23 protein-coding genes and 1 pseudogene are annotated in these 19,173 nt (G+C 61.3%); 20 read left to right on the top strand and 4 right to left on the bottom strand.

Going from position 1 to position 19,173, the window contains the following annotated elements; genetic code table 11:
• Positions 1-2: 2 nt before the first annotated feature.
• From EGT36_RS00940 to EGT36_RS00865, 16 genes are all read left to right on the top strand, one after another.
• Positions 3-578 (top strand): zinc-dependent alcohol dehydrogenase family protein, encoded by a 576-nt coding sequence (locus EGT36_RS00940; RefSeq protein WP_125269955.1) that lies wholly within the window; start codon positions 3-5, stop codon positions 576-578.
• 12 nt (positions 579-590) lie between these two features.
• Positions 591-986, top strand: coding sequence for a zinc-binding dehydrogenase (locus EGT36_RS00935; RefSeq protein WP_080514378.1), 396 nt, complete (start codon positions 591-593; stop codon positions 984-986).
• Between the two features lie 119 nt (positions 987-1,105).
• Positions 1,106-1,360 carry a type II toxin-antitoxin system Phd/YefM family antitoxin gene (locus EGT36_RS00930; RefSeq protein WP_011982952.1) on the top strand — a complete coding sequence of 85 codons (255 nt, stop codon included), beginning with the start codon at positions 1,106-1,108 and terminating at the stop codon, positions 1,358-1,360.
• Positions 1,360-1,785 (top strand): type II toxin-antitoxin system VapC family toxin, encoded by a 426-nt coding sequence (locus EGT36_RS00925; RefSeq protein ID WP_011982953.1) that lies wholly within the window; start codon positions 1,360-1,362, stop codon positions 1,783-1,785. The genes EGT36_RS00930 and EGT36_RS00925 overlap by 1 nt, the downstream gene beginning before the upstream one ends.
• 689 nt (positions 1,786-2,474) lie before the next feature.
• Positions 2,475-4,268, top strand: coding sequence for a ParB/RepB/Spo0J family partition protein (locus EGT36_RS00920; RefSeq protein WP_011982954.1), 1,794 nt, complete (start codon positions 2,475-2,477; stop codon positions 4,266-4,268).
• Between the two features lie 92 nt (positions 4,269-4,360).
• Positions 4,361-4,834, top strand: coding sequence for a UCP036055 family protein (locus tag EGT36_RS00915; RefSeq protein WP_011982955.1), 474 nt, complete (start codon positions 4,361-4,363; stop codon positions 4,832-4,834).
• Positions 4,835-4,930: 96 nt separating this feature from the next.
• Complete coding sequence (locus EGT36_RS00910) at positions 4,931-5,404, top strand: UCP036055 family protein (protein WP_011982956.1); 474 nt, start codon at positions 4,931-4,933, stop codon at positions 5,402-5,404.
• A complete protein-coding gene (locus tag EGT36_RS00905) occupies positions 5,401-6,291 on the top strand; it encodes a DUF7007 domain-containing protein (RefSeq protein WP_011982957.1) in 891 nt (296 codons plus the stop codon). Before EGT36_RS00910 ends, EGT36_RS00905 begins: the two co-directional genes overlap by 4 nt.
• Positions 6,288-6,623 (top strand): hypothetical protein, encoded by a 336-nt coding sequence (locus EGT36_RS00900; protein WP_011982958.1) that lies wholly within the window; start codon positions 6,288-6,290, stop codon positions 6,621-6,623. The genes EGT36_RS00905 and EGT36_RS00900 overlap by 4 nt, the downstream gene beginning before the upstream one ends.
• Before the next feature lie 410 nt (positions 6,624-7,033).
• Positions 7,034-7,633, top strand: a complete 600-nt coding sequence (locus EGT36_RS00895) for a hypothetical protein (protein WP_011982959.1) — start codon at positions 7,034-7,036, stop codon at positions 7,631-7,633.
• A 139-nt stretch (positions 7,634-7,772) separates the two neighbouring features.
• Positions 7,773-8,225: a ProQ/FinO family protein gene (locus tag EGT36_RS00890; RefSeq protein WP_051796481.1), complete on the top strand. Its 453-nt coding sequence runs from the start codon at positions 7,773-7,775 to the stop codon at positions 8,223-8,225.
• 293 nt (positions 8,226-8,518) lie between these two features.
• A complete protein-coding gene (locus tag EGT36_RS00885) occupies positions 8,519-9,445 on the top strand; it encodes an ArdC family protein (RefSeq protein ID WP_062653237.1) in 927 nt (308 codons plus the stop codon).
• Entirely contained in the window at positions 9,445-9,990 is a 546-nt protein-coding gene (locus EGT36_RS00880; protein WP_011982962.1) for a hypothetical protein, read from the top strand. Before EGT36_RS00885 ends, EGT36_RS00880 begins: the two co-directional genes overlap by 1 nt.
• Entirely contained in the window at positions 9,990-10,931 is a 942-nt protein-coding gene (locus EGT36_RS00875) for a hypothetical protein (protein ID WP_125269954.1), read from the top strand. The genes EGT36_RS00880 and EGT36_RS00875 overlap by 1 nt, the downstream gene beginning before the upstream one ends.
• Positions 10,924-11,265, top strand: a complete 342-nt coding sequence (locus tag EGT36_RS00870) for a hypothetical protein (RefSeq protein ID WP_198650704.1) — start codon at positions 10,924-10,926, stop codon at positions 11,263-11,265. Before EGT36_RS00875 ends, EGT36_RS00870 begins: the two co-directional genes overlap by 8 nt.
• 561 nt (positions 11,266-11,826) lie before the next feature.
• On the top strand, positions 11,827-12,141 hold the full coding sequence (locus EGT36_RS00865) for a DUF736 domain-containing protein (RefSeq protein ID WP_035226669.1): 315 nt from the start codon (positions 11,827-11,829) through the stop codon (positions 12,139-12,141).
• 109 nt (positions 12,142-12,250) lie between these two features.
• Here EGT36_RS00865 and EGT36_RS00860 read toward each other — a convergent pair whose 3' ends face one another.
• Positions 12,251-12,529, bottom strand: a complete 279-nt coding sequence (locus EGT36_RS00860) for an HU family DNA-binding protein (RefSeq protein WP_125269953.1) — start codon at positions 12,527-12,529, stop codon at positions 12,251-12,253.
• A gap of 473 nt (positions 12,530-13,002) precedes the next feature.
• Between EGT36_RS00860 and EGT36_RS30385 the strand changes: the two genes are divergently transcribed.
• Complete coding sequence (locus EGT36_RS30385; RefSeq protein WP_011982966.1) at positions 13,003-13,173, top strand: hypothetical protein; 171 nt, start codon at positions 13,003-13,005, stop codon at positions 13,171-13,173.
• 634 nt (positions 13,174-13,807) lie between these two features.
• On the opposite strand, the pseudogene EGT36_RS31495 reads toward EGT36_RS30385, so the two are convergent.
• Together EGT36_RS31495 and EGT36_RS00845 are read right to left on the bottom strand one after the other, a co-directional pair.
• A pseudogene (locus EGT36_RS31495) lies at positions 13,808-13,921 on the bottom strand (WGR domain-containing protein); the annotation flags it as partial.
• Positions 13,922-14,077: 156 nt separating this feature from the next.
• Positions 14,078-14,509: a thermonuclease family protein gene (locus EGT36_RS00845; RefSeq protein WP_373366461.1), complete on the bottom strand. Its 432-nt coding sequence runs from the start codon at positions 14,507-14,509 to the stop codon at positions 14,078-14,080.
• Between the two features lie 578 nt (positions 14,510-15,087).
• On the opposite strand from EGT36_RS00845, the gene EGT36_RS00840 reads away from it, so the two are divergent.
• Both EGT36_RS00840 and EGT36_RS00835 read left to right on the top strand, forming a co-directional pair.
• On the top strand, positions 15,088-15,522 hold the full coding sequence (locus EGT36_RS00840; protein WP_011982969.1) for a DUF3846 domain-containing protein: 435 nt from the start codon (positions 15,088-15,090) through the stop codon (positions 15,520-15,522).
• A 391-nt stretch (positions 15,523-15,913) separates the two neighbouring features.
• Positions 15,914-16,237 carry a hypothetical protein gene (locus EGT36_RS00835; RefSeq protein ID WP_011982970.1) on the top strand — a complete coding sequence of 108 codons (324 nt, stop codon included), beginning with the start codon at positions 15,914-15,916 and terminating at the stop codon, positions 16,235-16,237.
• A 1,382-nt stretch (positions 16,238-17,619) separates the two neighbouring features.
• Here EGT36_RS00835 and EGT36_RS00830 read toward each other — a convergent pair.
• Complete coding sequence (locus EGT36_RS00830) at positions 17,620-18,024, bottom strand: winged helix-turn-helix transcriptional regulator (RefSeq protein WP_036589573.1); 405 nt, start codon at positions 18,022-18,024, stop codon at positions 17,620-17,622.
• Positions 18,025-18,123: 99 nt separating this feature from the next.
• Here EGT36_RS00830 and EGT36_RS00825 point away from each other — a divergent pair, with 99 nt between their 5' ends.
• The gene (locus EGT36_RS00825; RefSeq protein WP_125269951.1) at positions 18,124-19,011 is read left to right on the top strand and encodes an NmrA/HSCARG family protein; all 888 of its coding nucleotides are present in this window, start codon (positions 18,124-18,126) and stop codon (positions 19,009-19,011) included.
• The last annotated feature ends 162 nt before the right edge of the window (positions 19,012-19,173 follow it).

Raw genomic sequence — 19,173 nt, 5'->3', positions numbered from 1 at the left:
CGATGCAACGATACATATTGACCGGAAACGAAAACCCGCGCCTCAAGCTCGCCTCGGCCGATGTGCGCCAGCCGGAGAAAGGCGAAGTTGCCGTAGATCTGCGCGCTGCCTCCCTTAACTTCCGCGACGTGATCATCGCCAGAAACTTCAAAGACGTGGTGCCGCTCTCCGATGGCGCAGGCATCGTGTCGGTCGTGGGCGAACAGGTAGACGGCTGGGAGGTTGGCGATCGCGTGGTAATCGGATTTATGCCGGGATGGGTAGATGGCCCGATCACTGCCGCCAAGAAGGCAACAAGCCTCGGGGGTCAGACCATGGACGGCGTTCTGACAGAGCGCATTGTCGTGCCCGCCGACAGCATCGTGCGCCTTCCGGACGCGATGACGTTCGAGGAAGCCGCGACGCTGCCTTGCGCTGGCGTGACGGCGTTCGCCGCCCTGTTTGAGTGTCGGCCGGTGCAGCCAGGTGAATCCGTTTTGTTGCTCGGCACGGGCGGCGTATCGATCTTCGCTCTTCAGCTCGCTAAAAAGGCAGGCGCCCGTGTCATCATCACCTCCAGCTCGGACGAAAAGCTCTAGCGTGCCCGTAAGCTGGGCGCGGATGAAGTCATCAACTATCGCCGTACTCCGGCCTGGCAGGATGAGGTTCTGAAACTCACAGATGGCATCGGCGCTGACCTGGCGGTTGACGTCGCTGGCCCGGCCACGCTCAGCCAGACACTTGCCGCTACCCGTTTTGATGGTCGTATCTCCCTGATGGGAGTGCTAACCGGGTTTGACGGTCACATTGATACGGGAGCGATTCTCGAAAAGCGGATCACCCTGCAGGGGATCTATGTCGGCCCCGTGGCAACGCTCGCGTCCCTCGTGAAGACCGGAATCACCCCCCAAGTTGACCAGGTGTTCCCTTTCGAGGAAGCAGAAGCCGGCTATAACGCGCTGCGGGATGCAGGCCATTTCGGCAAACTGGTCATCAAAATAGGATAAAACCAGTGCGCGACGATTCCGTTCCCGCACACTATGTGCCAGCTGAGGCGGCTTATCTTGCAATTTAAGGTGATGCGCGCTAAATGTAGTTACGTAACCACGATATTTGGAGGCTTGTCATGACGGTCACCACGCTTTCAGGCCGGGAACTCAATCAGGATCTTGGCCGCGCAAAACGCGCGGCCAACGAGGGGCCAGTCATCATCACCGACAGAGGACGGCCAGCGCATGTCCTCTTGTCGTTCGACGAGTATAAACGGCTGACCGGAAAAATGCGGACGCTCGGCGACATGCTGGCTGCACCGGGTGCGGGAGAAATAGATTTGCCGCTTTCGCCGCGGACGGAACGTGCGCAGGCAGTTGACCTGTCCTGATGCTGTTACTCGATACGAATGTTGTCTCCGAACTGCGCAAGATTGTGAGCGGCAAGGCGCATCCCAATGTCGTGGTCTGGAACGAAACCGTTGATCCGGCCGAAACGTTCATCTCTTCTGTTGTTCTGCATGAGCTTGAGATCGGTGTGCGGTTGGTGGAACACAATGACAGCGCTGCCGGGAGAGTATTGCGCAACTGGCTGGACAACACGGTTATTACGGCGTTCTCGGGTCGAATCCTTCCCCTTGACGACGCGGCGGCCTTACAGGCAGCCAAATGGCATGTGCCTGACCCCAAGCCGATCAACGACGCCTATATCGCGGCAACGGCGCTCACCCGTCGCATGACACTCGTCACGCGCAACATCAAGGATTTTGCGGGGATGGGCGTGAAACTCGTCAATCCTTGGGATCCTGCCATGTAGCAGCGGTGTGATAAACTTCGTTCGCGCCAAAACATAGCGACGAAACCGCGATAGCGCTCAATCTTTGCGCAAACCCGCATCCGGACCCAGAAATATTCCAACCCCGTTTGCGGGCATGTGGTCAGCGGAACTGTGCTCGGCAATTGGGGCCATTCACAAACGCAGTGCAGCATCTGCATGGCTGCATTGCACAATAAATAGTTTCCATCTGGGCAGAAATTAGTCATACAGCACATAGCTGATGCATTTTGACGGTCACCTCCCAGTTCCGTCGCATCAGCTGTTCCCCTCTGGAGGTTCAAGATCTCCACACTTCATGGGCCGCGGTTTCCGACGGCCCATTTTTTTATCTTTCGCTCAACTCTGATGTCGCGCGCCTCGCAAGAGGTGGCATCGGCCTGTCCCTCGTGCGTGGTGGGCGGAAAAAGAATGGGAAGGAAGAAAAGGGGGAAGAAGAAACCGGTCGCAGATCGGTCCTCCCGCCGACGCTCACGCTCAACCGCCGCCTGCCGCATCCCGGCAACTCGTCCTTCGCAGGGCCCATAGCCCCGCTTGTCCTTCGCCGCAGGGACGCTCGGCCGCAGTTGCGCCGGTCCGGCCGTCCCGCGGTCCGGAAGATGTCTTCGGAAAAAAGAAGACACGAACAGGAGTGGCAACGGGCCGCTCCGTATCCGGTGAAGGAGAAACCCATGTATCTTGTCACGCTCGATCCACGCGCGCTGAAAGACAACCCCGACAAGACACGCCAGTCAAAGTCATCGCCACAGGGTGATGCGCTACTTCTGGCCACCATCAAGGCCGTCGGTATTATCCAGCCGCCAGTGGTCGAACCCGAAAAGGATGGCGGTAACGGCTACATCATCGATGCCGGCCATCGCCGCGTGCGCCAGGCCATCGCCGCTGGCCTTGAGGAAATTCAGGTTCTCGTCGATGAGGCGGCGAACGACAATGGTGCGATGCGCTCCATGGTGGAAAACACGGCACGCGAACCCCTCAACCCGGTCGACCAATGGCGTGGCATCGAACGGCTCGTGGCTCTCGGCTGGACCGAGGAAGCGATCGCGCTGGCGCTGACACTTCAGGTACGGCAGGTCCGCAAGCTCAGGCTTCTCGCTAACGTATTGCCTGCGATGCTCGACCAGATGGCGCTCGGCGACATGCCGTCCGAGCAGCAGCTTCGCACCATCGCCTCCGCCAGTGTCGAAGAACAGAAGCAGGTCTGGAAAGCCAACAAGCCGAAGAAGGGCGAGCGGGCATCCTGGCACCAGATTTCCAGTGCACTTGCCAAGAAGCGTATGTACGCCAAGGACGCGAGCTTCGGCGACGATCTCGCGGCAGCCTATGGTGTCGAATGGGTCGAGGATCTCTTCGCTCCGGCCGACGAGGATACGCGCTACACAACCAACGTCGAGGGCTTCCTCGGTGCTCAGCACGAGTGGATGACGGCCAATCTCCCGAAACGTGGTGCCATCGTCGAGGTCAATTCCTGGGGACAGCCGGAACTGCCCAGGAAAGCCGAGCGCGTCTACAGCAAGCCGCAGAAATCGGACCATGCCGGCATCTATCTCGATCGTGATGGTAAAGTGCAGACGGTCTATTATCGTCTTCCCGAGGTGAAGAAGCCGAAGGGCGCCGGTGGTGCGACGACGGGCGGTGTCGGAGAGGCCGAGGACGACACGATCATTGGCGCAAAACCACGCCCCGATGTCACTCAGAAGGGCCTCGACATGGTCGGGGATTTTCGGACCGATGCCTTGCATGAGGCGCTCGGCCGCGCGCCGATCGAGGACGATACATTGCTGGCTCTGCTGGTACTCGCCTTTGCAGGTACCAACGTACGCGTCGATTCCGGAGCCGGGGACACGGTTTACGGGCAGAAGCGTTTTGCCCGGCATGTCGTCCGACTGATCGATGAGAATGGCAAGCTGTCCTTCGATCTCGACACATTGCGGGTCGTTGCCCGCTCGACGCTGGTCGAGGTGCTGTCATGCCGCCGTGGTATGTCGAACAGTGGCGTTATCTCCAGGATTGCCGGCGATGCCATCGGGGCGGATGGCTATCTGCCGAATATGGGCAGCGAAGACTTCCTGCTTTGCTTGTCGCGCCAGGCGCTGGAGGCGTCCTGCAAGGACGCTTCCGTTCTGCCGCGCCAGAAGGTGCGCGAAACCCGCGCTGCGCTGGTCGACCATTATCAGGACGGCCATTTCGTGCACCCCTCGGCTCTCTTCGCACCGGAGGCTGGCGACGTGGCAGATCTGATAAAGCGTGGCGAGGTCATCGACGCCGATGACGACGGCCCGGGTAGTGACGAGGAGGAGATTGCCGCCTCCGAGGATGTCGAGGCTGGAACCGAGGCGGCTCACAGCGACCCGTCCGAAGCCGGTGATGGTGAATCGGGTGAGGATCCTGCCGATACAGACGGTGGATCCGACACGCCGGCAACCGACGAAGACGACAGCGCCTACGGTATCGCCGCCGAATAGCGGTGCAGCTCTCATCCAGATCGTCACCCGCCGCCGGCTCATCACCGGCGGCGGTTTTGTTTCCAGCCCCTCAAATCCACAGGAGAAATCTCATGTCCGCCTCTCTCGTTTTCACGCTCGTTCCGATCGGATCCATCGTGTCCTGGTCTGATGGAACGCCCAAGCCGCCGGAGCGCCATAAGAAAAAACTCGCTGCCTGGAGGACCAGAAACAGCTCCGGCCGCCTGATCCGCAAGCAGCCCAGCCAGACCCGTGGCAGCTACACCGCGCCTGACTGCTTCACCATCCATGAAGGCGACCATGGCAGCAAGGGCACCATCGTGCTGCGTGTCTATCGCACCTTCGATGTTGGCGCCTGCTCCCTGAGTTTCACCGTGGTGGAGCGTCCGGCGATCGGTTCGGTCCGCATCTTCGATCGCGCCGGCGAGGGCGCGGAGCTCGTTCATGTCGCTGCCGATCATCCCGCGGCGGAAGAATGGCTCGCCCGCCACCGGCATCCGCACGCCGTGCTGGAAGAGGTAACGCGCAGCCAGGAAAGCCCGTCCGAGGACAAGGCCGCCGCATAAGCCGCCATTCCCTTTGTACATCGAAATCATCTACCGCCGCCGGCCTGTCCGGCGGCGCTTTCGTGTTCAATTCCCTTATCGAGAAGGAGGACATAGATGTCCGCACTCATGATCTTCGACCTTGCGCCGATCGGCGCCGTCATTTCCTGGTCGGACGGCAATCCTCGCCCGTCCGAGGACAGAATTCACACGCTTGCCGGATGGAAACGCGACAATGCGGTTGGACGGCTGGTGCGTAAACGCAGCCGTACTGTCATGGCACAGTCTCGCATTCCCGCAAGTTTCAAGGTTGCCACGGACGGTATCGACGATCTCGGTGCCATCATCGGCGCCGACTTCAGGATGTTTTCCGTCGGCAGCGTGCTCACTTTCGCCGTGCTTGAACGGCCTCAGGTCGGCTCCATCCGTATTCTTGACGGTGATGCCGAGGATGCTGAACTCCTGCATCTTGCGGCCGATCAAGCCCATGCCGAGATCTGGGTACGGAGCTGTGGCTTCAGCAATACGATGTTGCGCGAGGTCACCGCGGATGAGGTTGCCGCTGACCGGATCGAGGGGAGGGTGGCATGAACAGGCAAGCCAACGCCCATGATGCAATGACCCCCCAAAATTCAGGGGTCGAGTTCGCGCGCAGTGCTGATGATTTCCCGGTCGCCCGGATCGGCGATATCACGCTCGCGATGCTGCCGTTGGTTGATGGCGGCGTTTTCCTTGCCAGTGCCTGGCGTGTGTACCGGCCACTCGCGGAGATGACACGAGCCGATTTTTACGGTCACGAACGCCGGCTGGACGACGAGGCGGCATTCCGCGATCGCGTGTTCGAGACGGCCGAACACCGTCGCGAGCTTGCAGGTCTTGACCGTGTCGAGAGGCGGATCGCCTGCAGCACCCCATGGGGCGCCTCGCAAATGGCGACGGTCTATGCCGAGGGTGTGACGTCACACATGACGGCCGGTCACGGCGGATTTCACCTGTCGATGGAACGCAATCTGCGAATCCATCCTTCGCTTCGCAAGGAGACCCCGTGGTACGAAGAAGATGCCGAATGGGCGATCGTCGCCGTGACTTTCCCGGAGCTATTCACCAGCTACGAGCGCCGGATCGCCGGAAATACGATCCGCAATAGCTGGCCGGATGCGTGGGAAACAATCAACGGCTGCGTGCTGGATCCTGCCGAATCCTGGGAAAAGGCCCGCAGGCTTTTCGACACCGCGCATGCAGACGATTGGGTGGTCATTTCCGCCATCCTTTCCGACCAGCATCAAGGCATGACCGAAGTGATCGCCACGCTCGGCGGGAAACGCGACCTTTCTGCCGGGGAGCGGCGCTATCTTGTGCCAAGTCCCGAATATGGCACCCGGAACCCGCTCGGTTTCGTCATCGATCCGGGCCGTCATCAACTCTACGACGGTTCGTCGAGCTTCGTGGGCTGGAAGGCGCGGAGGACGGCCGGATGAAACCCGTCAATCCTCGCGTGCTGTTGAAGCGAATGGAGGCAGCCCATCGGGACACCCGCCGGCACCTCGATCTCGTTCATCGGCAGATCGCATGCCGCGCCGAACGCATTACGATCACACAGAAGGCAAAGGCGAGACACTCATCCCGCAAGCGGTCGGGTACGCGGTGGTGCCGAAACGACCAGATGCTGCTTCAGGCACATCTCGATCGGCTTCAATTCGAGCGGCGTCTTGAACTCGATGGGCTCGCCGGCAAACTGGCTCGTCAGGAGCAGGCGATCGACACGCTGCGTCGAAAACTCGGCGAAGAGGCCGGCCGCAGGGTTGCGTGAGCACCTCGCAGGGACGGTCTTGCGAAGGGGACCCGGGGTGCTGACACGGTGATCGCCAATTGTGGTGAGGGCGCGTCATTGTCGGGCGGGTATCCCACCACGCGTTTCCAATGATGCCTTAAACCCCTTGCCGCTCCGCCCCTCGGTTGTGTTGCGGTCTAAACCGGCGGCCGTCTGCTTCAAGGCCGCTATCGCGCCGCGCGGCGGCCGGAACAGCCTGTCTCACATCACCATCCCGCGTCCCGCGCAGGGCTGCACCCCGCTTGGCCGCAGGCCGATGACGCTCGTCATGGCCGCCCCGGACCCTGAAGCAACCGTCATTCCGCCGGCTTTTCCAGACCGCACCCGAGGGACGGAGCGGCAAGGGGCCGCTTCGGGTCCCCGGAGGAAAACCCGAAGAGGAAACCCTCATGGCAAAGCCCGCTACCCCCTCCCGTCAGTCGCCCCGTCCGTCGGCACGCGTCGTCCAGCTCCGCAAGGGAGCCACCCTCGAAATGGTTCGGCTCACTTGCCCCGATACCGCACAGGCACTGCTGATCGCGGAGAGTTTCGGGACCGCCGTGGTCGATAGCGGCGGCATCCGCGATCTGCATGAGCGGCTGATTATCGAAACCGCAGACAGCCTTTCCGAGGGCCTGGGCGAGCGGGCGATGCAGATCCATCTCCAGCGTGTCGTTGGCGCCTATGTCGGGTCCGCTCATGGTGCGGGACAGTTTTACAGCCGCGCCGTCACCGAGGCTCGCGATGCAACGGCCAAGGCGGCCAACGACGCCCGCGACGAGGACCTCGATGGACCGGTCGGCTACGATAGCGCCGCCCAGCGCAAACGCGAGTTTGCCGCGGACATGGCGATACAGTCCCACGCCCTGCGGATGGCAGCCGAAGGGGCCGTCGCGGCCTATGAACAGGTGGTTGGTGAAAGCTGGAAGCCGTTCGACCGCCCGGTCGAAAATCCCGGCCAAAATCTCGACCGCAAGGCTGCCGCGGCACAGATGGCGGCATTCGACTGATCCGCAAGATGGCGGGGCTTCGGCCCCGCTTTTTTTGTGCCTATAGCGGTGCCCGCTTTCGGCCAGCTTCGCCGGCAGCCGTTTAACCGTCGCAGTTTGTCACTATATCCCCATGGACGGCGTTATCGAAGGGGATCACATGAACAACGAACAAACGTCCAAGATGAAGCCCTGGGTCACCTCGCAAGGCCCGGTTCCTGCCAGTGCCAATGATCTCAAAAAAGCCGCTGCCATCAACGAGTTGCTGACCGAACCCGCGGCAATCCTTCCGCAGCAGGAAACCGATCCGATCTTACCATTCGAGATCGGCATCTTCGAGCAATTCAGCGGCAGACTTCAGCCTGGAATTGCCAGGATCCGTCTTCGGCGTGCTGTCGCCGCCTATGCGGCTGCAAAAAACTACCTGCTGGCCTGCGCCCAGCCGGATGCCATGCGCCATGATATTGCCGGACGTCCGACATCGCCGGTCAGTGCCGACGACAGAATGGCAGCGCAACTGCGCGTGACCGAAATTCGCCGCCAAAGAAAATTGCAGGCCGATATGGCCGGCGGCACACCCGATATCGATATCGGCGGTACCCAACAGGATTGACCCTATCCATCTCCGTCCAGCGCGCCACCCCTTTGTCGTCTTCGGGTGAGGACCAGTGTGGGTCTGCCCCTGCCGTGAGCGCATCGATGGCCAAGAGGCTTTGAACGGTCGCTGCAATGCGGCCCCGTCCTTGCTGTCGGTCCTGCAGGAGCCGGCGGCAAGCCGCAACGGCTGCGCCGTCCTCCACTGCGTTCCGGCCGTTCCGGTGCAGCTCACCGCCTGACAGCTCCTGCCCTAGTCCCTCCGCGACGAGGCCGCAATGGCGCGGCCTCCTGATTGGAGGGCAAAGGAAAATGAGCAGGAAAGAGCACAGCGATCGAAGCGATATCTATTCACGGATCACCGACCGGATCATCGCCGATCTGGAAAAAGGCGTCCGGCCGTGGATGAAACCCTGGAGTTCCGCCAACGCCGCTGGTCGGGTTACCCGGCCGCTGCGCCACAACGGACAGCCCTATTCCGGCATGAACGTCCTCCTGTTGTGGTCGGAGGGTATCGCGCGAGGCTTTGCCTCACAGACCTGGATGACGTTCAAACAGGCCTTGCAGCTGGATGCTGCCGTGCGCAAGGGCGAGACCGGTTCCACCGTCGTCTTCGCCAGCCGCTTCACAAAGTCCGAGGACGATGGAAAGGGCGGCGAGGTCGATCGGGAGATCCCGTTCCTGAAGGCCTACAGCGTATTCAATGTCGAACAGATCGACGGTCTGCCCGACCATTATTACCATCATCCGGTCGTGCAGATCGATCCCGTCGAGCGCCTCGAACAGGTTGACCGGTTCTTTCGCCGCACCGGGGCCCTTATCCGGCATGGCGGTAGCCAGGCCTATTATTCGCCGGTCATGGACTACATCCAGATGCCCCCCTTCGAGACGTTCAAGGATGCGGCCAGCTACTATGCAACCTTGAGTCACGAGGCAACCCATTGGACGGCAAGTCCGGAGCGGGTCGGACGCGACCTCAGCCGCTATGCCAAGGACAGATCGGAGCGTAGCCGCGAAGAGCTAATTGCCGAGCTGGGCAGCGTTTTTTTAGCCGCGGACGTGGGAATTTCGCCCGAGCTCGAACCACGGCCCGACCATGCAAGCTACCTCCACTCATGGTTGAAGGTATTGGGTGAAGATAAGCGCGCAATCTTCCAGGCAGCGGCCCATGCGCAACGCGCCACCGCCTATCTGCATGGCTTGCAGCCGAACGGTGCTGAACACAGGGAGGCTGCGTGATGGCCCTCCCGTGCACGAGATTGCTCATCCTGGCGTGCTCGGCGACCAAACGCAACGATCCCCGATACATGCCGGCCATCGACCGCTACGATGGCCCGCTCTGGCGGACGCTGCGCACGGTCGATCCGCGAAGGGAGAAGGCGCAAGTCGCCTTTCTCTCCGCCCATCTCGGCTTCCGCGCTGCAGACATGCCGATCGAAATCTACGATGCCCGTATGACGGAAACTATGGTCGCTGCGATGAAGAGGGGCGATCTCGGAACACGCTGGCCGCGACCGACGTCTCATGCCCGCGTCATGCCGTCTGGCGAACATCCGGGAATGCACATCGCTTCGCTCACCGAGCATCGGAAATTTGCCTTTTGCGACGTCGCGCTCGCCGGCGGGCATCTCTATCTCGACGTCATGCGGCACCTTGTCGATCTGTTTTGTAAAGGCGGCTATGTCGCCGGTGACGCCCGGATCACGGAGATCAATGAATCCATCGGTTTCATGCGACGCGCCCTGCGCCGGTGGCTCGTCGACCAGAACGGGGAGGCGGGCTGATGGCGTATTCTCCGCTTGTCCCGAACCAGGTCACCGGATCCTCTGAAATCCGGCTGCGGGCGCTCAGCCTCGGTGCTGGCGTGCAATCGACCACTATGGCCCTGATGGCGGCCCATGGAGAGATCGGTCCGATGCCCGATTGCGCCATCTTCGCAGACACCGGATGGGAACCGAAGGCCGTCTATGATCATCTCGCATGGCTGATGTCATCCAATGTCCTGCCATTCCCGGTCCATATCGTCTCGAACGGAAACATCCGCAACCAGCTCATGGAGGCAGGCGCTGGCAACCGCTGGGCCTCCATTCCCGCCTTCACCCGCACGGTAACGCCAGTCGGTTCCCGTGTGCCGATCCTCGATGAAGATGAGGAGGGCGAAATTGTCACCGTCGGCACACGCCAGACCAGAACCGAGACAATCTCGATTGGCATGATCCGACGCCAATGCACCTCCGACTACAAGATCGTTCCGATCCGCAGGAAGGTCCGCGAGCTTGCCGGGCTCACCCGCCGGCGGTCTCCCGACGCACCGGTTGTGGAACAATGGATCGGCATCAGCCTTGATGAAGTCGTCAGAATGAAACCAAGTCGGGAGGCATGGCAAATCAACCGATGGCCGCTCATCGAACAGCGCATGAGCCGACGCGATTGCCTTGCGTGGCTGCGCCGCCATGACTATCCCGAGCCCCCGAAATCCGCCTGCATCGGGTGCCCCTTCCATGATGATGCACGCTGGCGCTTCATGCGCGATCACGACACCGATGCCTGGATCGATGCGGTCGAGGTCGACCGCGCCATTCGCAGCGGATTGCGCGGCATTCGCGGGCAGGTCTTTCTCCATCGCTCGGGCGTGCCGCTCGATCGGGCGGACCTGTCGACGGCCGCCGACCACGGTCAGCTCGATCTGTGGCCGAATGAATGCGAGGGGATGTGCGGTGTCTGATCGATCCTCCAGCGCCGAAGTGCGCAACCCTCTTCTGCAACTGCCCGCGGCGCAAAAAATGCGATCTCTGCCACCGGAAGCGCGTGCGGTTCTGGCAGAGCTTCTGCGGGAACTGTCGTTTGACGCGCGGGAACGCGCCGAACGGAGCTGGCGACAGAACAAGGCGCCGATGGCGGTCTACTGGAAAGCCGTTGCCGTCTATGCCGGGCATCTCTATCGGATCGCGCGTCTGACAGGAGCCCGGCGCGATCGGGCGAGCGCAACCCGTGCCTCAGAGGCGGAAGTCGGCAATGGCGCCCCTGGACATGACACCCGGCGTTCTGATCGGCGGTGAACCGGACAAGGCGGTCTTCATCCCTTTCGGCAGGGTTGCCGACGGCAGATATCAGGTGCCGCCGCTGACGCATCACAGGGATGAGATGAGCTGTGCCGTGCGTCGGTGAAGTCCATCCGTGCGCTGCCTCAAACGCAACGGGAGGGGCAGGCGGAAAACCCACCGTCCCGGAAAAAGTCGTCGCCGGACGAAAGCGCCAGCATGCGGCCGATCACGAACGTCCGTGCCACCGAAAGGGTTCGTTTGAAGCAGGGGACCGCCGAGACCCCGCGCCCTGCCAGGTTCCTCCGCCCTGGACACCGGTGCACCCACGCAGACCTCGATGGAACTGGTGTGACCGCAAGACGCCTGCGGCTCGATCGGCCGACCGCAACGACCGGCCCGGACTATTTTCCGCCGCCCGGCAGGCCGGGCTTTGCATCGCGAAACAAAATAGCCCGCTCCAGCCGCCCTCCACTGCGTTCCGGCCCCTGAAGGGGTGCAGTACCGATCGCTCCCGGTCCTTACACCGTCATCGAGGCAGCGATGGGCGCAGCCCGATCACACGAAAGGAACCAAGTCATGGCAGTCATCGGCGAATTCACCACCAACGGCAACACCATCGTCGGCAACGTTCGCACTCTAACCGTCGCAATGAAGGCCCGCCTCAATCCCATCGAGCGCGTCTCCCGCGACGCCCCGGACTTCCGCGTCACCTCTGGCGCCGCCGAAGTGGGAGCCGGCTGGAACTCGGTCTCGGCGAACGGCGAGCCCTACATCTCCCTCAAGCTCGACGATCCGAGCTTCAACGCCCCGATCAACGCCGCCCTGTGGCCGGCCGAAAAAGAAGGCGACTACGTCCTCGTCTGGTCCCGCCCGAACCGCGAGGCCGCATGACCGGGATCCACGAATGGCCCCGCCGCGAGGCGGGGTCGTTCGCAAAAAGCAACAAAGCCGGAGCCGGGCAGCGAGCCAGGATCCGGCTTTGTCATTGTCATGGGATGCCTCAGGCGTTGAGTGCGTCCTTTACGGCCTTGCCCGGCGTAAACGCCAGCTTCTTCGCGGCCGCGATCTTGATCGTCGCCCCGGTTGCCGGGTTGCGCCCCTCGCGCTCCGGTGTTTCCTTCAGCTTGAATTTGCCAAAGCTCGGAATGGACGTCTCCGCACCGGCCAGCGCCGCCTCGGTAATCTGCCGGAAGACTCTCTCCACAATCGCCTTGGCCTGCACCTTGCTAAGGTTCTGCTCGGACGCGATCTTGTCAGCAATTTCATTGGTCGTGGTCATGATATAACAGCTCCTCGTGTTTCACACCTTCCGGTATGATCTTGAAGATGCCGCAACGATAAGTGCGAAACATCCGCATTCGACCGAAAAGGCGCGAAAACCACAGGAATTATGCGTCTTCGGGTGTCCCTGAGGCCCGGCGGGCCATCTACCCCCGTCCAATGGACAAGGCCGACGAACAGGTCAGGTCTCTCCCGATACGATGAAGAAGCAGGCGGGTATCGAACCCGCCTGCTTCTTTCCGGTGCCATACGGAGAGGTGGGGTCTGCTCAGATCGTCCCATTGTGCCGTTCGGAAATGACGGCCTCAAGGACGCATGGTTCCCCCAATTTGCTCCGCCCGCCCTGCCGGGCAGGTTCCGCAAATCGGCTCCCCCATACGCCGGCTTCGCCGGTCGCGTGCCGCGATCCTTGACCCCGCCATCCCCTCACGCCGCTGGTCCCCGTCTTTCACAGACGTCAAGGAGACGACGATGACCTATGCCCTCGAAATCCAGGTTGAAGAGTTGCGCGCCGAGATGCGGGCCGTAGTCGATGCCGCAGAGCGCCGCCAGATCAAGGCCGAGCTCGAACTCGCCCAGGCTGAGCTGGCCGCCGCGCTTGCCGAACAGGACGGCAGCCATTCCTCGGAGCCTCCGTTCTGACGGAGGCTTCTGCCGCAGTTGCCGGCCCAGCCCGCCGGATCGACCGGCGGCCAGGGCCCGACGCTTCGCTTCGCCACCGACCACACCAATACCGCAGCCTGCATCCCACCGGAAGAGATCGGGAAGGTTGCCGCGTCGTTCCTTTAGATCCCCTGTCATCGGCATCGGGGATGTTGCAGCCCGGTCGTTGCACTGCAACCTGCCGGCAACGGAGTTTTCCCCGCCTTCGGCTCCTCGCGCTTCAAAATTCCGTCGCCGGCAGGTCCTCCGCATACGCTGCGGCCCTTTCGGGTGCAGCACGCCTTTCCGGGCCGCGGCCTATCCCCGCAATGACACGTTATCGAAAGGAGTAAACATCATGCGCCAACTCGCCCAATTCCTCACCGCCACCGGTCGCCGGCTGCGCGCACTCGGCAAAGTCGCCGGCCATTTCTTCCGCAAAGGCAAACTCGGCCTCAAGCTCGCAATCAAGATCCCGTTCTTCGTCGAGATCGAGATCGCCTTCGAGACGGACTGGGACCGGCGCCGATAAGGCACCAGTCGAGGCCTGCTCGCGCGGGCCTCGTTCCACCTGACGTCCCGCCGGGCGATAGCCGCGTGTCCGCTTCTGGCGAACGAGATCGAGAAACAGCAGCACCGCCTCCTCTTCACGCTGGAAGATATGCGCCTTCGACTGGCCGCGCGCGCCGATGCGTCCCCAGCGGCGCGTCAGCCGGGTCTCTCCAAACAGGGTCTCCGAGATATCCATGGCATAATAACGAGCCATGTTCATCGAGACGTCCCTGCGTTCGATATAAAGCTGATAGGGCTGGGCAATCATGACGACAGAATCGTCGATTGCCGATTCTGCGTCCAACCAGAGATTTGAATCGGTCAGGCCCGACCGATTCATCTCGGTGATGGATCAATCGCACCAGGGATGCCGTGCGCCGTCCCAGCGCCGCGCCAGACCTTCAGCAACCAGAATGTCGCCGATGGACTGCCCGTCGCGGACAACCCTGCGCAACTTCCGGCCATACCTGTCCTCGTCCCGATCACCCGCCACAAGCGAGAATGCCCCGTCATTGAGGAGGTCGAGCAAACGTGTCTTCGCCGCCTCGCCCTTGATCCTCTCCGCCTCACACCGCGGCGGGCTGAGTTCCGGCGTGTCGATATCCGCAATCCTGATCTTCTGATCACCAAGCCAGAACGTGTCGCCGTCGACCACGCAGTCGCGATGCGGTCCATTCGGACAGATATCGAAGCGAACCGAAACCGGAGCGTTTGCCCGTGCAGACATCGGCGGCCCGAGATCAACGATGATGTCCTGCGTTGCGACAAGATAACCGCCAAACACCACCAAAGCGATGATGGTCGCCAATACGATGCTGCTGGGTCGGATACGGCTGCGTTTCCACCTCGGCCGTTTCGGCGGTCTTCGTTCAGCCGTGGCGGCTGGTTTCCGCTTGTCGGTTCGTTTGCTTCGCTCGTCATCGAGCTTGACGATCTTCTTCAATGCCTGCCGTTCCTCGCAATCTGTTTCGTTTCCCGCCTTATCCGAATATTTGCGGAGTGAAAGGGGATTGAGGGCGAGCCGCTACGCGGACGGCTCTATTCGCTGCGCGAACGGAGCCCGCAAGCGGTCTCCGCCGATGCCGGTGACGATCCTCTCCCTCGGCTGCGCCGACGGAAATCGCCTTTGGCGATCCATTCCGGTCTGATCGGGAAAAGAGGGCGCCGCCCTCTCTCCCCAGCAAGGTCCAGTCGCCGGTCTCCCCGTCCTTCCGCGCCGGCTTGTGCAGGACGGGTGATCCCCCTCCGGCGCCTGCGCCTTGCCCCCCTCTCACCCGCCGCTCCGCGCGCGCTCGGGAAGCAGGAGCGGGGCCTGCTTCCTGACGAAAGGCCCTTCGCTTCGCGAACCGAAGGAGCTTCAAAATGACCCTCAACGCCTATCTTGTCGAAGTCGAAACCCGCAGCATCCGTATGGTGACGATCGATCCGGCAAACAGCCTTGCCGACATTCGCCGTCATATCGGATGCAACCTCATCGACATGGTGAGGATCGACCGGAACCATTGCATCATCGTTGACGACAACGGGCTGATGGACGAGATCCCATGCTTCACCGAGGTGGCGGATTATGCAAGTCCGCTGGCCGGCAATCTCCTGATCGTCGGTACCGACCAGTTTGGCGAAACCGTTTCACCGCAGCGGCCCATCGAGGATTTTGCCGCCATCCTGACGATCCGGTTCCCGGTCCTGTCACCGACTTTCGAGGCAATCAGCGGACCGCATGTATTCGGCAGCCGCGTCAGCGGTTTTACCGCCACGCTGAAGGCCGCCAATCCGGCCGTCATCGCCACGGTGTGAGGGCGACAGAAGGGGGCGGCAATCCCGTCCCCGCTCACCCGATACGACGCGCTAAGGACCCGACGGATGGGTCTGTCATCGCACCTTCGCCGGGTGGTCCGGATCGACCGGCCCGCCCGGCGGCAAGAGGGCCTAGCCCTCTCACACTCTCCCTCAACACGGACACGGCGCCCCTGGCGCCGTGGGCTCTTCTTCTCTGACTTCCCATTTTGCACCCGCCACTCCGGCGTCAAGGACTGCGCGGTTCCCCCAATTTTCAGGCGCCGCCTTTGGGCGTCGTCAGAAAATCGGCTCCCCCGCTTGCCGCCTCCGGCGGCCGCGTTCCGCGATCCCTGACCCCTCGCGGCTATCGTGCGGACTCCTTCCGTCAGAAAACGAAAGGAGACTTCCTATGACACAGCGCAAGATCAAATACATCGATGGTGGAAGCCCGGAATACTGGCGGCAGCGCACCGAGGGGTTCCGTCTCATCCGCGAGGCAGAACGGGCACTGATCCGTGTCAAAAACGCGCCGCAATACATTGCCGGCAGCTGGGACGAAGACTATGGCGACTATGAGCCGGTCGAAAATCTCGGCCCCTATGACGATATGGATGAGGCAATCCGAGCCATCGAAGCCAATGAGACGGCCGTCGACATCCTCGTTGCCCAGCGCCGGACCCATTTCGGCGACTGGCCTGTCGCCGCCGTGATCCGCGAACTGGGGACCGACTGATATGAAGACGAGAGGCGGCACGGTCGCCTCTCGTCTTTTCCGCGTGGTCCTGACCGCTTGCCGGCATCGAGCCTGCGCGCGGTCTTGAGGGGCGAGACTTGCCGCCTCTCCCCTCAAACTCCCCTCTCCCTGCGGTGCGGGGCAGGCCCCGCCCGGCCTCCCGGGCCGGTAAACGGACGCTGCCGCGACTTCCCCAAACAATACGGAGAGGAGGATCGTCCTGCGCTGCGCCCTCATGCTTCGGGCATCCGCTCCAGACGATCCTCCTCTCCTGCGGTGCGTTCGCCGCCCAGTCGTTCGCATGTCATCGATGTCCGCTCCCTGCGGTCACGGGCATCCCGACTGCTCCCGACGGCGGCTCACTTCAGCATCTCTCACCACCATGTCCGGCCCACGCGCTATTCCTCCTCCGCGGATCACAGGCGATACACCTGTGATCGCTGTTGCATCGTCTGACGACTCGCAACAGCATTGGCGGGTCGGGCACGTGGGCTGGACATGGTGGTGAGAGATGGCAGGATAGGCTATTGGTATACCAATAGCCGTTTCGCCCCAGGGGCGATGGTCGCCTGGGCGACCGGGCATCTCCGTGATCTGCAATTTTTGCCAGAGTTGGGCAAAAACGACGGGCGCGAGCGATCGATGTACGGCCGGAAGTGAGGAGGGCGGTTCCGCCTGTTTTGAGGGGTTCCCGGAGCCTTCATCCGGCTGAAGATATCCCGTAATTCCGGTGATCGGCGATTGTGCGGTTAAGTGAATAAGCGAATAAGTGGGCGGGTGGTTCAGCGAATCCGCGGCTGAGCGATGGTGTTAATGAGTGCTTCGCCGAGTGAGTGCATCGGCAAATAAGCGAATGAGTGGCTCGGTGCTTGGCTGAATAGGTACATCGGCAGATCGGCAAAGAAGCGTATCGGCGAAATGACACAATGCATATTCACCGAATAGGTAACGCGGTGAACCGGCGGATGCGCGACCAGGCGAATCCGTGATTGGGCAAGTCGGTGAATGAGCGAATCGGTGTTCAGGCCAACCGGAGAATCGGTGAATCAGCGAAGACGCGAAGCGGTGAAACGGTGAAACGGTGAAGCGGTGAAGCGGTGAAACACCGGTTGGGCGAAGAGGTGAGTCCGCCAACTGGTTGTTCTGTCATTGTGCAAACCGGCGAATGCTCCAATCGGCAAATAGGTCAATGAGCGAACCGTCGTTTTGATACGACAGGCCCAAACATCCCCGTGGGCACGATCGACAACAACAGATCACAAAATGGGGCTTGCGACCTTGAACGTAGCCGTTGAGCGCGGAACCAATAACGCGGAAAGCGGGCCTGGCGAAACGGTTACCTGGAGCGGCCTCTCCACCTCAGCTCTTCTCGGGGATCTGATCTAAGACTCTGCCCGGTCGTAAGTGCTCCGGCGCGCCTTGATGGTGTCCAGATTGTCGTGGACCCAGAAGTTAAATCCGTCGAGGGCGCGCAAAGCTCCATGGGCGATCTCTGTCAGTTCGTATTCGACACGCGGCGGCACTTCGGGAAAATAGTGACGTACAACAAATCCGTCGCGCTCGAGATTTCGCAGCGTGAGCGTCAGCATGCGCTGGGTGATCTCACCGACCTCTTTTCTCAATGTCGAAAAGCGGAGCCGATGATCTTCCGCGACAGAAAGACGCCAAAGAACTGGCAGAGTCCATTTGTCACTCAGCAGGCTGCAGACCCCGTTTGACGGTATGGGTCTGAAGTGTCTGTCGTTTTCTGATCCGCGCGATGGACCGGCATCGATCTGTATATCCAAGGGTATCGTCCTTGTGCCTGATGCTGAAAAATGTGCCGTCTTCCGGCAGAATTACATTCGTATATATAGATGGCCCTTGTTTTAACGCGAGGGTTTCAAGTGACCAATAGCAAGCACCCCATTCTGGTTTTCGGCGCTACCGGAAGGCAAGGCGGATCTGTCGCCAAAGCCTTGTTGAAGGCGGGATGGCCTGTTCGCGCACTCGTTCCGGACTCCACCAAAGCTGCATCGCTGCAATTGCGGAATTCAGGTGTCGAGCTTGTGCAGGGTTCATTTGAAGAGACCAAAGTAGTCCGCACAGCGATGAAAGACGCTTACGGTGTCTTTAGCGTACTGCCAGCCAGCCTGGCTGCCGAAGACGAAGTCCGTCATGGTATATCGATTGCGGATATCGCTGCTGAAACCGGCGTCAACCATTTTGTTTATTCCTCAGGCGCCAGCGTGGGGAATGAACTGACAGGCGTTCCGCGTTTCGACGCCAAGCCTCGTATCGAAGCCCATATTCGACAGCTCGACATGACTACGACCATCATCCGGCCGATGATTTTCATGGAAATGCTGGTGCGACCTGGCTTCGGTCTGGATGAGGGCCGGCTGGTGTCCCTGATCCGATCCGACCATTCCATTCAGCTTACCGCCGTGGAAGACATCGGCAGGTTTGTCGCTGCCGTGCTTGCCGACAAGTCCCGCTTTGGCGGCGCAACACTTAAGATCGCCAGCGACCGCCTGACCGAGCGCGAGCTTGCGGTCATACTCCGCGAAGCAATTGGTCGTCCGATAGCCTACGAACGGTTTCCGGAAGATGTTCTGGCTGCAAACGCTGATCTCGCCCATATGGCGGAGAGTCTGGAAGACGGGCCGCTCGCCGAGCAGGTCGATCTGGAACTCATGCGCGAAATCAACCCCGACCTGCTGACTTTCAGGTCCTGGCTTGCGCGCAGTGGGCGCAGGTCGCTCGATGCAGCTTTGTCGGTATCAGCCTCGTGAAACTGCGCAAGCCTCAAGAATCGCAATCAAGCATCAACGGGGACAGGCTTGTCAGGTAGCTTGCGACCCTATTGCTGCCATTTTAGGTCGGGTGACCCGTTAGCAACACCGGCCTAGCAGGGCGGCTGTCGATGGGGTCTGCGTTTCCGGTCAATGTTCCAG

The sequence above is a fragment of the Agrobacterium sp. FDAARGOS_525 genome (assembly GCF_003938925.1).
Classification (GTDB): Bacteria; Pseudomonadota; Alphaproteobacteria; order Rhizobiales; family Rhizobiaceae; genus Agrobacterium; species Agrobacterium pusense.
Note: the sequence above shows the minus strand (reverse complement) of the source record. Positions and strands in the feature narration are given on the sequence as shown.